11 protein-coding genes are annotated in these 14327 nt (G+C 70.1%); 6 read left to right on the plus strand and 5 right to left on the minus strand.

From position 1 onward, the window contains the following. Positions 1-30: 30 nt before the first annotated feature. Both JMF97_RS18760 and JMF97_RS18765 read right to left on the minus strand, forming a co-directional pair. Positions 31-1104 (minus strand): sporulation protein, encoded by a 1074-nt coding sequence (locus tag JMF97_RS18760; protein WP_203222722.1) that lies wholly within the window; start codon positions 1102-1104, stop codon positions 31-33. A 161-nt stretch (positions 1105-1265) separates the two neighbouring features. Continuing rightward, positions 1266-2738 carry a glucose-6-phosphate dehydrogenase gene (locus JMF97_RS18765; protein ID WP_438803762.1) on the minus strand — a complete coding sequence of 491 codons (1473 nt, stop codon included), beginning with the start codon at positions 2736-2738 and terminating at the stop codon, positions 1266-1268. A 206-nt stretch (positions 2739-2944) separates the two neighbouring features. Between JMF97_RS18765 and pgi the strand changes: the two genes are divergently transcribed. Together pgi and JMF97_RS18775 are read left to right on the plus strand one after the other, a co-directional pair. Beyond that, positions 2945-4579 (plus strand): glucose-6-phosphate isomerase, encoded by a 1635-nt coding sequence (gene pgi / locus JMF97_RS18770; protein WP_203222723.1) that lies wholly within the window; start codon positions 2945-2947, stop codon positions 4577-4579. A gap of 866 nt (positions 4580-5445) precedes the next feature. Next, complete coding sequence (locus JMF97_RS18775; RefSeq protein ID WP_043724991.1) at positions 5446-5745, plus strand: BON domain-containing protein; 300 nt, start codon at positions 5446-5448, stop codon at positions 5743-5745. Between the two features lie 240 nt (positions 5746-5985). Here JMF97_RS18775 and JMF97_RS18780 read toward each other — a convergent pair whose 3' ends face one another. After that, positions 5986-6561, minus strand: coding sequence for an STAS domain-containing protein (locus JMF97_RS18780; RefSeq protein WP_203222724.1), 576 nt, complete (start codon positions 6559-6561; stop codon positions 5986-5988). Between the two features lie 211 nt (positions 6562-6772). On the opposite strand from JMF97_RS18780, the gene JMF97_RS18785 reads away from it, so the two are divergent. From JMF97_RS18785 to JMF97_RS18800, 4 genes are all read left to right on the plus strand, one after another. Beyond that, positions 6773-7879, plus strand: a complete 1107-nt coding sequence (locus JMF97_RS18785) for an L-dopachrome tautomerase-related protein (protein ID WP_203222725.1) — start codon at positions 6773-6775, stop codon at positions 7877-7879. A gap of 103 nt (positions 7880-7982) precedes the next feature. Next, on the plus strand, positions 7983-8153 hold the full coding sequence (locus JMF97_RS18790; RefSeq protein ID WP_203222726.1) for a hypothetical protein: 171 nt from the start codon (positions 7983-7985) through the stop codon (positions 8151-8153). A gap of 137 nt (positions 8154-8290) precedes the next feature. Then, positions 8291-9637 carry an extracellular catalytic domain type 1 short-chain-length polyhydroxyalkanoate depolymerase gene (locus tag JMF97_RS18795; protein ID WP_203222727.1) on the plus strand — a complete coding sequence of 449 codons (1347 nt, stop codon included), beginning with the start codon at positions 8291-8293 and terminating at the stop codon, positions 9635-9637. A 185-nt stretch (positions 9638-9822) separates the two neighbouring features. Beyond that, positions 9823-11436 (plus strand): RICIN domain-containing protein, encoded by a 1614-nt coding sequence (locus tag JMF97_RS18800; protein WP_238359593.1) that lies wholly within the window; start codon positions 9823-9825, stop codon positions 11434-11436. Positions 11437-11505: 69 nt separating this feature from the next. Here JMF97_RS18800 and JMF97_RS18805 read toward each other — a convergent pair whose 3' ends face one another. Next, on the minus strand, positions 11506-12942 hold the full coding sequence (locus JMF97_RS18805; protein ID WP_203222728.1) for an endo-1,4-beta-xylanase: 1437 nt from the start codon (positions 12940-12942) through the stop codon (positions 11506-11508). Between the two features lie 320 nt (positions 12943-13262). Next, positions 13263-14312 (minus strand): acetylxylan esterase, encoded by a 1050-nt coding sequence (locus JMF97_RS18810; RefSeq protein ID WP_203222729.1) that lies wholly within the window; start codon positions 14310-14312, stop codon positions 13263-13265. Between the last annotated feature and the right edge of the window lie 15 nt (positions 14313-14327).

Here is a 14327-nt window from a genome sequence, read left to right on the forward strand (position 1 = left end):
CAGCTCACGCGTCGGTGTGACGTCTCCCGATCACTCGTCGCCGCCGTCGTCCCCACCGTCGTCGCCGAAGGCGTCGAAGACCTCCTCGGCGACCATGCCTCCGGCGAAGCCGAGCGCCGCACCGCCGACCACACCGGCGGCCACCGCGCCCATTCCGGGTCCACTCCGTCCGTGATGGTCGTGGTCGTGGCCGTAGGCGGGCTGATGCGGCGGATACCCGTACCCCGGCTGGCCGTAGCCGGGCTGGCCGTAGCCGGGAGCGCCGTAACCCGGCTGCGCGTAACCGGGAGCGCCGTAGCCAGGGGCGCCGTAGCCGGGTTGGGTGGCGCGGTACTGCTCCAGGGCCTCGCGGAGCCAGCCGTCCACCACGGCGGCCCAGTCGAGTCGCTCGGCGTCAGCGTGGGCGACCCGGTAACGGCCGTAGGAGTCGTGGCCGCCGGTGAAGAGACCGCCTCGCCGGTCGAACTCCAGGACGATGTCCATGCCCTGCTCGTCGGCCAGGAAGGTCACCTCGACCTCGGTGACCCCGTGGGCGTACTGCGGGGCGGCGAAGTACTCGATCTCCTGGTAGAACGGCAGCGTCTGGTGCACCCCGGCGATCTGCCCCCGCTCCAGGTCGGCGCCCTTGAACTGGAAGCCGAGCCGACCGAAGGCCTCGAGGATGCGCTCCTGCACGGGCAGCGGGTGCACGTGCACCGGGTCGAGGTCACCCTTGTCGACTGCGCCGCGGATGACCACCTCCGTACGCAGCCCCATGGTCATGCCGGGCAGGCGCTGCCCGTACACGTCGGTCACCGGGGTCTGGATCGGCATCTGGACCTGGAACGGCAGGGACAACTGCTGCCCCTGCGCCAGGCGCAGCCCACCCGCGACCGGCGTGCGGTGGAACTCGACGGTGGCGTCGTGGTCCCCCTCCTCGCCGTCGATCTCGATCCGGGTGACCAGCCCCACGACGATCTGGTCGATGTCCACGTCGTGGCTGCCACCGGTCAGGTTCACCTGCCCGCCGAGCATCAGCCCGGGGCGGGTGCTCGGACTGGACAGGACCGTGTCGACGCTGGGCGCGCCGATCCCGAAGGCACCCAGCATCTTCTTGAACACCACGAGCATCTCCCTCGACAGCGGCAGGCGCGGCGCGGACGCGAGACTCTTACGCAGATCCGTTGTGCCGCAACGGGATCAGCGCCATCCACGATGGATCCCGTCGGGTCGGCAAGCTAACATCACCAACTGTGAGATAGCTGAGAGGGGTCGGGCTATCACAATCAGTGAGAGTTTCGCGCCGCCGGTCGCGGCGGACGCCAGCCGGTCGCCGGGCCCAGCAACGAGTCGGCGGGTCCGGTGGAGCCGGCCGGGTAGTCCCGCAGCGGCACCGCGCCCGCCTTCCAGGCGGCCAGCACCGGCTCGACGATGCGCCAGCACTCCTCGGCCACGTCGCCGCGCACCGACAGGGTCGGGTCCCCGTCGAACGCGCCGCGCAGCACCTCGCCGTACGCCGGCAGGTCACCGGGGCCGAACTCCGCCATCAGGTCCACCTGGTCCAGGTCGAACGGGTTGCCCGGACCGTTGATGTTGAGGTCCAGGCCGAGCCGGTCCGGTCCGAACCCGATCCGCAGCCGGTCCGGACGCTCGTACCCGGTCAGCCCGTCGGGCACCCGGTCCGGCTGCTTGAAGGTGATGACCGCTTCCTTGCGTACGCCGGCCATGGCCTTTCCCGACCGCAACCGGAAGGGCACCCCCGCCCAGCGCCAGGTGTCCACGGTCAACACCAGCTCGGCCAGCGTCTCCGTGCCCCGGGCCGGATCGACGCCCGGCTCGTCGACGTAGCCCGGCAGCCGCCGACCGGCGATCTCGCCCGCGGTGTACCGGCCTCGGCGGCTGGACGCCACCGGGTCGTCGCCCCACAGCCGGGTGGCCCGCAACACCTGGGCCAGGCGGCCCCGCAACTCGCGGGCCTCCAGACTGGGCGGCGGTTCCATGGTGAGCAGGGCGAGCACCTGGAGCAGGTGGCTCTGCACCATGTCCACCAGCGCGCCCGCGCCGTCGTAGTAGCCGGCCCGACCCTCCAGGCCGAGGGTCTCGTCGAAGACGATGTCCACGCAGGCCACGTGCGTGGAGTTGAGCACCGGCTCGAAGATCCGGTTGGCGAACCGCAGGCCGAGCAGGTTCAGCACCGTCGACTTGCCGAGGAAGTGGTCGATGCGGTGCACCTGCTCCTCGGGCACCAGGGTGGCCAGCAGGTTGTTCAGCGACCGGGCCGAGATCCGGTCCACACCGAACGGCTTCTCCAGCATCAACCGGGTGCCGGGCGGTACGCCGATGCGGGCCAGTGCGGCGGCCGAGCGGGCGGCCACCATCGGCGGCAACGCGAAGAAGATCACCAACGGGCCGCTGCAGTCGCCCAGCAACCGCCGCAGGTCCTCCTCGCGGGTCACGTCGGCCGGCACGTACCAGCTCTGGCGGATCAGTTCGGTCTCCCGGGGGCCGTCCGCGCCGACGGTGGCGAAGGACTCGGTGACCCGGCGACGCCACCGCTCGTCGTCCCAGTCGTCCATACCGCTGCCGATCAGCCGGAGACCGGGCAACGCGCCGCTGGCCACCAGCCGCCCCAGGCCGGGCAGGAGCAGCCGACCGGTCAGGTCACCGCTGGCGCCGAGCACCAGCAGGGTCTGCGGTATGCGGGTGGTGGCGGGCATCGCGGGAGCGGCTGGGGAGGCGATCGGGGCCGACGTCGTCATGTCCTTACGATGCCCTGTCCCCGGCCCAGGTCGTACCGCGGCCTCTGACCTCGACATCGGCGGACACGCCTGGTCGTCGCTCCACCTGCGGATCGTGACCACTCGCGGGCGTCGGGCTGGCGCGGCGATCTTTGTGTGGCAGGCTGGTCTCAGCCGTCGGCCGGACCCCGGCGGTGTGCCGACACAGCGAGGAGACGATCGATCCGATGGCTGCGGACGTCACCACCACCGACGAGTGGCAGGCCCTGCGCAAGCACGCCGACGAGATCCGCGCGACGCACCTGCGGGACCTGTTCGCCGCCGACCCCGAGCGGGGCGAACGGTTGACCGTCGAGGTGGCCGACCTCTATGTCGACTACAGCAAGAACCTGGTCACCGACGAGACCCTCCGGCTGCTGACCGCGCTGGCCGAGCGGGTCGGGCTCGCCGACCGGATCGCCGCGATGTTCGCCGGTGAGCACATCAACGGCACCGAGGACCGGGCGGTGCTGCACACCGCGCTGCGCCTGCCCCCCGACGCCGCGCTGACCGTGGACGGTCAGGACGTGGTCGGCGACGTGCACGCCGTACGGCAGCGGATGGCGCACTTCGCCGATCAGGTACGCGGCGGGCAGTGGCGCGGGCACACCGGCGAGCGGATCCGCACCGTGGTCAACATCGGCATCGGCGGCTCCGACCTGGGACCGGTGATGGCGTACGAGGCCCTGAAGGCGTACCGCGACGCCGGTATCTCCTGCCGCTTCGTGTCGAACATCGACCCGACCGACATCGCCGAAGCCACCGCCGACCTGGACCCGGCGACCACCCTGTTCGTGGTGGTGTCGAAGACGTTCTCCACCCAGGAGACCCTGGCCAACGCCCACCAGGCCCGGCGCTGGCTGCTGGCCGGGCTCGGCGGCGACGAGCAGGCGGTGGCCAAGCACTTCGTCGCGGTCAGCACCAACGCCCAGCGGGTCGCCGACTTCGGCATCGACCCGGCGAACATGTTCGGCTTCTGGGACTGGGTCGGTGGCCGGTACTCGCTGCCCTCGGCGGTCGGCCTGTCGGTGATGCTCTCCATCGGGCCGGCGCGCTTCGACGAGATGCTCGCCGGCTACCACGCCGTCGACGAGCACTTCCGCACCGCACCGCTGGCCCACAACGCGCCGGCGCTGCTCGGGCTGCTCAACGTCTGGTACACCAACTTCCTCGGCGCGCAGACCCACGCCGTGCTGCCCTACTCGCAGTACCTGCACCGGTTCCCGGCGTACCTGCAACAGCTGACCATGGAGAGCAACGGCAAGTCGGTACGCGTCGACGGCCAGCAGGTGTCGTACGACACCGGGGAGATCTTCTGGGGCGAGCCCGGCACCAACGGCCAGCACGCCTTCTACCAGCTCATCCACCAGGGCACCCGGCTGATCCCGGCGGACTTCATCGCGTTCAGCGAACCCCACCACGACATCGGCGACATGCACGACCTGTTCATGTCGAACTTCTTCGCCCAGACCGCCGCGCTGGCCTTCGGCCGTACCGCCGAGCAGATCGCCGCCGAAGGCACCCCGGCCGAGTTGGTGCCGCACCGGGTGATGCCCGGCAACCACCCCACCACCTCGATCGTGGCCGCCCGCCTCACCCCCGCCACCCTCGGCCAGCTGGTAGCCCTCTACGAACACATCGTCCTTACCGAGGGCGCGATCTGGGACATCAACCCCTTCGACCAGTGGGGCGTAGAACTAGGCAAGGTGATGGCCAACCAGCTGGCCCCGCTGCTCACCGGCGCCGAGCCCGACCTGGACGGCCTCGACTCCTCCACCGCCACCCTCATCCACCGCTACCGCACCCAACGCCACCGCCCCTAACCTGCCCCTCCCCCTTTCGCGGGGCACGCGGGGCACGCGGAGTCGCGGGGCACGCGGGGCACGCGGGGTTGATCAAGAGGTTTCGGTCACGCCACGCCGACGCACATGACCAAAACCTCTTGGTCAACTTCATCCCTGCACCGGGACTCCTCCTGGTCAGCGTTGATCAAGACGTTTTGGTCAGGACGGGCCGCCACCCGGGACCGAAACCGGTGCACCGGGAGGACGCTGTAGCGGCACCACCTCTTGATCAGCTTCCAGGACGGGGGGTGGTGGTTCAGAGGGGCGGGTAGGTAGTCGCGTTACGTCGGCACCGGCACCAGGGGCTACCGCGACTGCCGCCGTCGGTGCAGTTGGCTGGGCTCCGAAGGGTCGGAAGCGGCGATCAACCGCCGATCCATCACCTCCGCGTGCTCACCACCGCACGCTGAGTGCGGCATGCGTGCGCACCAAATCCGTACCTCCAGATCCGCACCTCCGGCGCTCGGCTTGGGTGCCCTTCTCAAGGTCACGCTCGATCCAGGATCGAGTGGTTACCTTGTCGCTCTGATGCCACTCGATCCCTGATCGAGCGTGACCTTGCAGGGGAAGGGTGCGCACTCGGGTCAGCTACGCGTTTCGAGGACTTGCGACCGCGGCCAGGCTGGGTCGTGGTCTCCTCGTTGTTCTGCTTGGCCTCTTACCGCGTCGCTGCTGACCTGGGACAGGCCCGAACAGGCGGGCACAGGGACCGACTGGCGGCGGGATCTGTCACGCAACTGTCATCCAACCGTGCGGTCGACTCCAAGGTCCTTGCGCAAGGTGGTCACCGATCGGGACGGCGCGTCGGGTTGCCGACCTCGACGACGAAGGAGACCGCTGTGGTGATGCCGTGGCCCTGGCCGATGCCCGACGATCATTCGTTCCGGGCACTGTGGGACGCGCCGCAGGACCATGACGAGGACGTCCGTCTCGCCGCACTGGTCGCCCAGCGACTCAGCGCCGACTGGAGCACCCGTCGGCAGCAGATCACGGTGATGGTGCAGAACCGCGTCGTGATCCTCACCGGCCTGGTCGCCGGCGCGGAGACCCGGCGGGCCGCCGGCGAATTGGCCTGGGATGTCGAGGGCGTTGCGGATGTCTGCAACGCCCTCCGGCTTGCGGGGCATCGACGCGGCCGTCGCTGAACTTCGACCCGCTCGCGCCGCCTGGCACCGGCGAGCGCGAGCGGGTCGGACCTCACCACCCCCGCACCCACGCGATCTTGCACTTTTCGTCGCGACAGATCCGGCGAAAAGCCGCGTAAGGGCGACCAAATGTGCAAGATCGCCGGGATGAGGGCTCGCCGAGCAGCGCGGACTCGTGCGAGGGGCGTCAACGCGTGCCGCGCGTGGAGCTGCGCGGGTGGGCGGTGGGGCCGGGTGGGGTCAGGAGGCGGCGCTGGTGGGGGCGGTGCTCGGGGCGGCGGTCAGGTAGGCGAGGGCTGCGGTGCGGGTGTCCGCCACGGCGAGTACGTCGTGGAGGCCGGTGACCTGTAGGACCTGGCGGATCAGCGGCGACGTCACGGCAACGCAGAGCCGTGCGCCGCGTTCGACGGCGTCGTGGTGGGCGCGGACGAGCAGGCCGAGGGCGGTGGAGTCGATCAGGTCGGTGCGTACCAGGTCGACCAGGACGTGACCGCCCATGTCGGCCGCGTGTCGTAGCGCCATGCGCAGGGTGTCGCCGGTGTCGAGGTCCACGTCGCCGGCGGTGGTCACCACGGTGACGCCGCCGAGGTGCTCGATGCCGAGGATGCCGCCGGGCGGGGTGCCGGGCGCCGGGCCGAAACGGATGCAGTGGGCGCACCGGTGGGGACCGTCGGCCAGCGGGGATCCGCCCCAGCCGTGCTCGGACAGCAGGGTCCAGACGACCTCGCCGTCGGCGAGCGGACGCGTACCGGTGACGCTGTCCCCGCAGTTGTCACAGGTCAGGGTGGCCAGTTGGGCAGCCAGGACGACAGCCATACCGGGCTCCTTCCCACGTCGTGATGATCGGCCACCCACCCTGCACGGGCCAGGTGGCGGGCACCGCGCAGACACATGACGGTTGGGTGACGAATCCACTTCCGGCGGGCGTCGGGTCGGATGGCTGACCGCCGGCTGCCACAGCCCCGTTGATCTGGGACTATGACAGTGAGGTACGGAAATATCACTGCGTGCGACAGGAGGTCGAAGGATGCGGACCGGACTGCCCACCGATGAACCAGTCGGCACGCTGGAGGTCGTACACCGATTCCGGGGGCCGATGCCGACGGGGGTGACCGTCTCGCACCGCGGGCGGATCTTCGTCAATTTTCCCCGCTGGGGCGACGAGGTGCCGGCGACCGTGGTGGAGCTGCGCCACAACCGTGAGGTGCCCTATCCCGACCTGCGGTGGAACTCCCCCGCCGGCAACGACGACGCGTCGGCGTTCGTGTCGGTGCAGAGCGTGGTGGTCGACCCGGTCGACCGGCTCTGGGTGCTCGACACCGGCAGCCCGATGTTCCAGCCCACCGTTCCCGGCGGGCCGAAGTTGGTCCGCATCGACCTCGGCACCAACACGGTCGCCCAGGTGATCACCTTCCCGCCCGACGTGGTGCTGCCGACGTCGTACCTCAACGACGTGCGCTTCGACCTGCGGCGGGGAACGGCGGGGATCGCGTACATCACCGATTCGGCGGACGGCGCGCCGAACGCGATCATCGTGGTGGACCTGGCCAGCGGCACCTCGTGGCGGCGGTTGAACGACCACCCGTCCACGAAGGCCGAATCGCTTGTGAACTTCCGCCCGGTGGTGGAGGGTCGGCCGTTCCTGGTCCGGCCGCCGCAGGGTCCGCCGCAGCCGGTGGGCGTGGGCGCGGACGGCATCGCGATCTCCGCCGACGGCGTCCGGCTCTACTACTGCGCGCTCGCCTCGCGCCGCTGGTTCAGCGTGGCCACGGACGCGCTGGTCGACCGGAGCGTCGACGAGGACGAGGTGGCCGCGACCGTACGCGACGAGGGCGACAAGGGTGGCGGCGCCGACGGCCTCGAATCCGACGACGCGGGACGGCTCTACCTCACCAACTACGAGCACAACGCGATCCTGCGGCGACGCCCCGACGGCGAGTACGAGACGGTCGTGCACGACCCGCGCCTGCTGTGGCCCGACACGTTGAGCGTGGCCAAGGACCGGCACCTGTACGTCATCGCCAACCAGGTGCACCGGCAGCCCCCCTTCAACCGCGGTCGGGACCTGCGGCGCAAGCCGTACGCCCTGTTCCGGACCCGTATCGACGCGGGCCCGGTCCTGTTGCGGCCCTGACCTGGCCCCCTCGAACGGGTGGTGGTTGCTGCGGCCGGGGCGAACGCCCACCGGTGCCCGCATAGCGTCGGTGGGACGTGACCCCGAGGTGAGGAGTGGGCCGGTGACCGAGCCGGAGGAAGACCAGGAGAAGACCCGCAAGACCGATCAGGTGCTCTTCTCCCCCGACGGCGATCCGCACCACACCCTGGCGGAGGCGCCGCAGCCCGACGAGCACCTGTCGGTGCGGTTCACCCACGACGACGAGACCGAGGTGGTCGGCGACGAGCAGTGACCGGCGCGGCGCGGCTTGTCACCGCACACCCTCAAGACTGATAATCATCGATGTTCATGAGCCGGACGAGATCGGGCGCCGGGCAGCCTCGATCGGAACACCCCCCTGCACACATCCGTCCGGAGGACATCCTGCCCATGAAGAAAGCGATCAAACTCGGCTGGGCTGCGCTGACCGCAGTCGCCCTGACGGCGGTTGCCGCGCTGTCGATCCCCAGCCCGGCCTCGGCGGCCACCCTGACCGAGGTGACCAACTTCGGTGCCAACCCCAGCAACCTGCGCATGTACCTCTACGTGCCGGATCGGGTCGCACCGCGACCGGGCCTGCTGGTCGCGATGCACTACTGCACCGGCACCGGGCCGGCCCTGCACTCGGGCACCCGGTTCGCCGCGCTGGCCGACCAGTACGGCTACATCGTCGTCTACCCGTCGGTGACCCGCAGCAGCCAGTGTTTCGACGTCTCCTCGCCGCAGGCGCTGCGTCGCGGCGGCGGCAGCGACCCGGTGGGCATCATGTCGATGGTCGACCACGTCCGGTCGCGCTACTCGGTCGACCCGGCCCGGATCTTCGCCACCGGCGTGTCGTCCGGCGCGATGATGACCAATGTGATGCTCGGGGTCTACCCCGACGTCTTCGCCGCCGGTGCCGCCTTCGCGGGGGTGCCGTTCGCCTGTTTCGCCACCACCAACGGCTCGGAGTGGAACAGCGAGTGCGCCAACGGGCAGATCAGCCGTACCCCTCAGCAGTGGGGTGACCTGGTGCGCAACGCGTACCCCGGTTACAACGGCCCGCGTCCGCGGATGCAGACCTGGCACGGCACCAACGACGACATCCTGCGGTACCCGAACTTCGGCGAGCAGGTCAAGCAGTGGACCAATGTGCACGGGCTGAGCCAGACCCCGACCTACACCGACAGCCCGCAGTCCGGCTACACCCGCACCCGCTACGGCAGTTCCGGCAACTACGCCCAGGTCGAGGCGATCAGCATGCAGGGCGTGTCGCACAACCTGCCGGTCGACGCGGCGCAGGCGATCCGCTTCTTTGGCCTGGACAACCCGTCCACCACGCCCACCCCGACCCCGACCACCACCCCCACCCCGACGCCGACTCCCACCCCGACCCCGACCCCGACGCCGACGACGTCGCCGACGCTGCCGCCGGGTCCGGGCTGCCAGGTCCACTACGAGGTCAACGCCTGGAACGCCGGGCTGACCACCTCGGTGACCATCACCAACACCGGCAGTACGGCCATCAACGGCTGGACCCTGGCGTTCACCCTGCCCGCCGGGCAGACCATCACCAACGGCTGGAACGCGACGTACTCGCCGACCTCCGGGGCGGTGACCGCCCGTAACGTCTCCTACAACGGCACCATCGCGCCGAAGACCTCGACGACGATCGGGTTCCAGGCCAACCACACCGGCGACGCCGGCAAGCCGGGCGTCTTCACCCTCAACGGCGGTTCCTGCTACTTCTCCGGCTGATCCCGGTAGGGCCGGCACCCCACGGGGGCACGACGTGGGGCGCCGGCACGGGACCGCTGTTCGCGAGCACTGCCTCCTCGACACGTTGCGGGTCGGGACCCGACTCGCGCCGTCCAGGAAAGCGCTTACCCTGGCAGGTGCCTCGCCCCTTCACCACCACCCGTCCGTCCGGAAAGGAAGCTCACATGCCGTCCAGGACAACAACACCCCGGCGTACGCCCCGATGGCTGGTCGCCGCCAGCACGTTGGTGCTGGCCGCCGCCGGTACGGCCATCGCCGCGCCGAGCCCCGCGCAGGCCGCCACCGTCGACCCGAACGCCACGTACGTCTTCGTCAACCGGCACAGCGGCAAGGCGATGGACGTGTGGAACTGGTCCACCGCCGACCAGGCCCCGATCAACCAGTTCACCCGCAACGACGCCGCCGTGCAGCAGTGGCGCTTCGTCGACGTCGGCAGCGGCTACTACCAGATCCGGTCGGTGCACAGCGGAAAGGTCCTTGAGCTGCCCAACGCCAACGACGGCGTACAGCTGGTGCAGAACGCGGCGGCCAGCGGCAACACCCGGCAGCACTTCCGGCTGGCCGACTCCGACGGCGGTCATGTCCGGTTCATCAACCGGCACTCCAACAAGGCGCTCGACCTGTGGGGCTGGTCCACCGCCGACGGTGCGATGATCTCCCAGTACCAGGATGTCAACGGCGCCAACCAGCAGTGGCGGATGATCACCGTCGGCGGTGGCAGCGGCAGTGGTTGCGGCAGTGGCACGTTCCAGGCCGAGGCGGTGCTCAACGGGGGCACCTGGACCGCCCGTAACGGTGGCACGACCGTCTACACCGGCGGCGACATGCGGGAGGCCGTACAGGCCGCGATCAACAGCCTCAGCTCCGGCCGGACCAGCAAGCAGCGGGTCGTCGTACGCGGCTCCGGCTCGATCAGCGCGGGCTCCCGGATCTCGCTGCCCAGCTACACCACGATCGACGTGTGCGGCACGATCAACGTGACCGGCTCCGGCAGCGGTGACCAGGCCCCGATCTACTCGCGCGGCACCACCCAGGTCGAGGTGCAGAACCTCAACGTCACCGGCACCCCGCTGTACGGCATCTTCATGCGCAACGTCAGCAACGTGATCCTCGGTCAGATCGACATGCGGCTGTCCAGCGGGCTCGGGATCCGCATCGACAACCGGGGCGACACCAGCCAGTGGAGCCGCAACATCCGCATCGACAACGTGTACGTCTCCGGTGCCCGCGCGCACGCCGTGGAGACGTACGGTGTCGACGGGTTGACCATCGGCACGGTGACCGCCCGCAACGTCGGCGAGTCGGGGCTGCTGCTCAACGAGACCATCAACGCCACCGTGACCACTGTCGACGCGGAGAACGCCGGCGCCGGAACCGGGTACGCGGCGTTCCGGATCGCCAACCGGGCCGGCCGGATCAACTCCGGGTACCCGATCAACATCCGGGTGGGCACCGTACGGGCGCGCGGCGGCGGCCGGGGCATCTTCTGCGTCTCGGAGTCCGGCGGCCTGGCGGTCAACCGGGTCGACATCGCCAACACCGGCAACAACGCCATCCTCATCGAGAACTGCTACGGGGTGGACATCGCCGCCGGTGGCGGCACGATCAGCGGTGGCGGTGAGGTGCGGCTGGCCGCGCGCAGCGAGTTCCCCGGCAACCGCGACATCACCCTGCGCAACTTCACGCTTGTCAACAGCCGGATCCTGGAGAGCCCCTGCACGGCCAACCTGACCATCAGCAACGTGTCGCTGAACAACGCGACGATCAACCGCTGCTGAGCGTACGAACACGTTAAAAGGGGCCCCTTCCTATGCACGAGGCGTTAGGAAGGGGCCCCTCCTTTCAGATCAGCCTGCGTTGCAGGTGGGGGTGCCGGAGGGGGCAGAGCCCGTGCCCTGGAACCCGAACTCGGTGGTGGTGCCCGGTGCCACGTTGGCGTTGTAGCCGACGTTGCGGAAGGTCACGGCGCCACTGTTGCCACTCGCCTGGGTGTTCCACGAGTTGGTCACCGAGGTGCCACCCGGGAGTGTCATGTTCACCGCCCAGCCGTTGAGACCGCTGGAGCCGGCCGTCACCCGCACATGGGCGACGAATCCACCGTTCCAGGTGTCCAGTGTGTACGTCGCGGTGCAGGCACCGGTCGGCGGCGGAGTGGTGGGCGGCGGGGTGGTGGGCGGCGGCGTCGTGGGCGGCGGAGTGGTCGGCGGGGGCGTGGTCGGCGGCGGGGTGGTGCCACCGGCGTTCAGCGCCTCCAGCGTCGCGTTGTACGCCTGCTTCTTGTTGCCGTTGTTGTCGAACAGCAGCGGGGTGCCGTAGGAACGCCACGAGTCGCTGTCCCGGATGCCCCACACGGTGATGCCGTTGCAGCGCGGCACCGCGAGGCAGTCCTGGACCACCCGGCGGTACGTGTCGGCCTGCTGGCTGCCGGAGCCCTCGATGTCCAGCTCGGTGATCTGCACGTCGACGCCGAGGGCGGCGAAGCTGGACAGCGTGGTGCGGTAGTTGCTGTTGTACGCCGACTGCGCGTTGAAGTGCGACTGGAACCCGACGCAGTCGATCGGTACGCCCCGCTGCTTGAAGTCGCGCACCATGTTGTAGACGGCCTGGGTCTTGGCCCAGGTCCAGTTGTCGGTGTTGTAGTCGTTGTAGCAGAGCTTCGCGCCCGGGTCGGCGGCGCGGGCGGCGCGGAAGGCCGCCTCGATCCAGTCGCCGCCGGTGCGCTGGAGGTTGGAGTTACGGCGGGCGCCGTTGTTGCCGTCGTCGAACGCCTCGTTCACCACGTCCCACGAGTCGATCTTGCCGCGGTAGTAGGTGGCGACCTGGGTGACGTGGTTGAGCATGGCCGAGCGCAGCGCCTGGCCTTCCATCCGCTCCATCCAGGCGGGCTGCTGCGAGTGCCAGGCCAGGGTGTGACCCCGGACCTTCCAGCCCCGGGAGAGGGCGTGGTTGACGATCCGGTCCGCGGTGCCGTAGCTGAAGACACCCTGCTGCGGCTCCAGGGCGTTGATCTTCATCTCGTTCTCAGCCGTGATCGAGTTGAACTCGCGGTTGAGGATTCCGGTGTAGACGCTGTCGTTGAGCTTGTGCGCCGCGACCGCGGCCCCGAAGTACCGACCGCTCTCCGCGGCGGCGGCGCCCAGGGTGGTCCCCGCACTGGCACTGGAGGCCGTCACCACCACGGTGGTGGCGACGAGGGAGAGACCGACCACGGCCGAGATCAGCGCGGGGCGTGATCGCAGTCGGGTCGCGGGACGCCCGCTGGCGCGGGCGAACGCGTTGTTCATGGCATGAGCCTTTCGACGAAGCCGTGCTGATGGAAAGCCGGCTCCGACTACCGCCCAACACGATGACCTTTCCGTCGCCTGCGCAGTCGCCCGGTTTGCCGCGCAGGCCGGTGCACTCAGCCGGCCATCGTGAGTAGATCGGAGCTGTTCTATCGAAAACAGTATCGAAACCCGTCCGTAAGCTCAACGTGCCTGACGGTCTTCTCGGCAACTACACGGACCACCGCGTCGCGACTCCGACGGCGGTTGACCACAGTTGGCAGCCGGCCGGCATCGACCGCGCGGACCGAAAGTTTCGGTCCGCGCGAGCCGGCCGCCGATCAGCCGGCGACCGCCGTCTCCACCGGCCGGGCCGCGTCATCCGGTGGCGGCGCGCCGGCCGGATCAGCCAGCAGGTCGGCGAGCCAGCGCAGTTGCCGGCGTACGTGCACCGCTTCGCCGTGCTCGTGCCCGTTGAACGGGTAGACGTGCAGGCTGCGTTCCGGCACCGGCCCGCCGTTGGCGGCACCGTACTGGTGGTAGGCGGCGAACACCGTGCTCGGCGGGCACACCCGGTCGCGCAGCCCCACCCCGAGGTGCAGCGGGGCGGTGGCCCGGCGCACCAGGCAGGCCACGTCCACGTGGGAGAGCGTGTGGCGTACCGCCGCCTCGGCCTCCCGGTGCACGGCGAGGTAGCCGGCGATCTCGCCGTACGGGCCGACGTCGGTGATCTCGATGGCCCGTTGCAGGTGGCAGAGGAACGGCGCGGTGGCGAGCACGGCGGCGATCCCCGGCGCCAACCCGGCGACCGCGAGCGCCAGTCCACCGCCCTGGCTGTTGCCGGTCACGACCACCCGCTGCGGATCGACCGCCGGCAGGAGCCGGGCCGCCTGCACGGCCCGGACCGCGTCGGTGATGAGCCGGCGGTAGTAGTAGCCCTGCGGCGACAGGATGCCCCGGGTCACCGGCGACGGGCCACCGGGCGCGCTGCCGTGCGGGTCGGCCGTGTCGCCGACGCCGTACTGGCCGGACTGCCCCCGGGCGTCCATGAGCAGGTGGGCGTACCCGGCGACGGGCCAGGTCAGCCGCTCGTGCGGGGTGCCCCGACCGCGCCCGTAGCCGACGTACTCGATCACCACCGGTAGCGGCTCGTCCACCCCGGCCGGCCGGGTGTACCAGGCGCGGACCGGGTCGCCGGCGAACCCGGCGAAGGTCACGTCCCAGGTGTCGAGCAGGCGCAGATCGGTCGGTTCGGGACGGACGTCGAGCAGCACCGGCACCGCCTCCGCCGCGCCCAGGGTGCTGCGCCAGTAGTCGTCGAAGCCCTCCGGCTCGGCCACCGTGGGCGCGTACTGCCGCAGTTGGTCCAGGGGCAGGTCGAACAGGGACATGAGTCCTCGCAGCTG

The sequence above is a fragment of the Micromonospora fiedleri genome, assembly GCF_016774385.1.
GTDB lineage: Bacteria > Actinomycetota > Actinomycetes > Mycobacteriales > Micromonosporaceae > Micromonospora > Micromonospora gifhornensis.

Coding starts and splice junctions, on each gene's coding strand:
- JMF97_RS18765 (WP_438803762.1), bottom strand. CDS start 2,738: ATGACGACGTCGGCCCCGATCGCCTCCCCAGCCGCTCCCGCGATGCCC.
- pgi (WP_203222723.1), top strand. CDS start 2,945: ATGGCTGCGGACGTCACCACCACCGACGAGTGGCAGGCCCTGCGCAAG.
- JMF97_RS18775 (WP_043724991.1), top strand. CDS start 5,446: ATGCCGTGGCCCTGGCCGATGCCCGACGATCATTCGTTCCGGGCACTG.
- JMF97_RS18780 (WP_203222724.1), bottom strand. CDS start 6,561: ATGGCTGTCGTCCTGGCTGCCCAACTGGCCACCCTGACCTGTGACAAC.
- JMF97_RS18785 (WP_203222725.1), top strand. CDS start 6,773: ATGCGGACCGGACTGCCCACCGATGAACCAGTCGGCACGCTGGAGGTC.
- JMF97_RS18795 (WP_203222727.1), top strand. CDS start 8,291: ATGAAGAAAGCGATCAAACTCGGCTGGGCTGCGCTGACCGCAGTCGCC.
- JMF97_RS18800 (WP_238359593.1), top strand. CDS start 9,823: ATGCCGTCCAGGACAACAACACCCCGGCGTACGCCCCGATGGCTGGTC.
- JMF97_RS18805 (WP_203222728.1), bottom strand. CDS start 12,942: ATGAACAACGCGTTCGCCCGCGCCAGCGGGCGTCCCGCGACCCGACTG.
- JMF97_RS18810 (WP_203222729.1), bottom strand. CDS start 14,312: ATGTCCCTGTTCGACCTGCCCCTGGACCAACTGCGGCAGTACGCGCCC.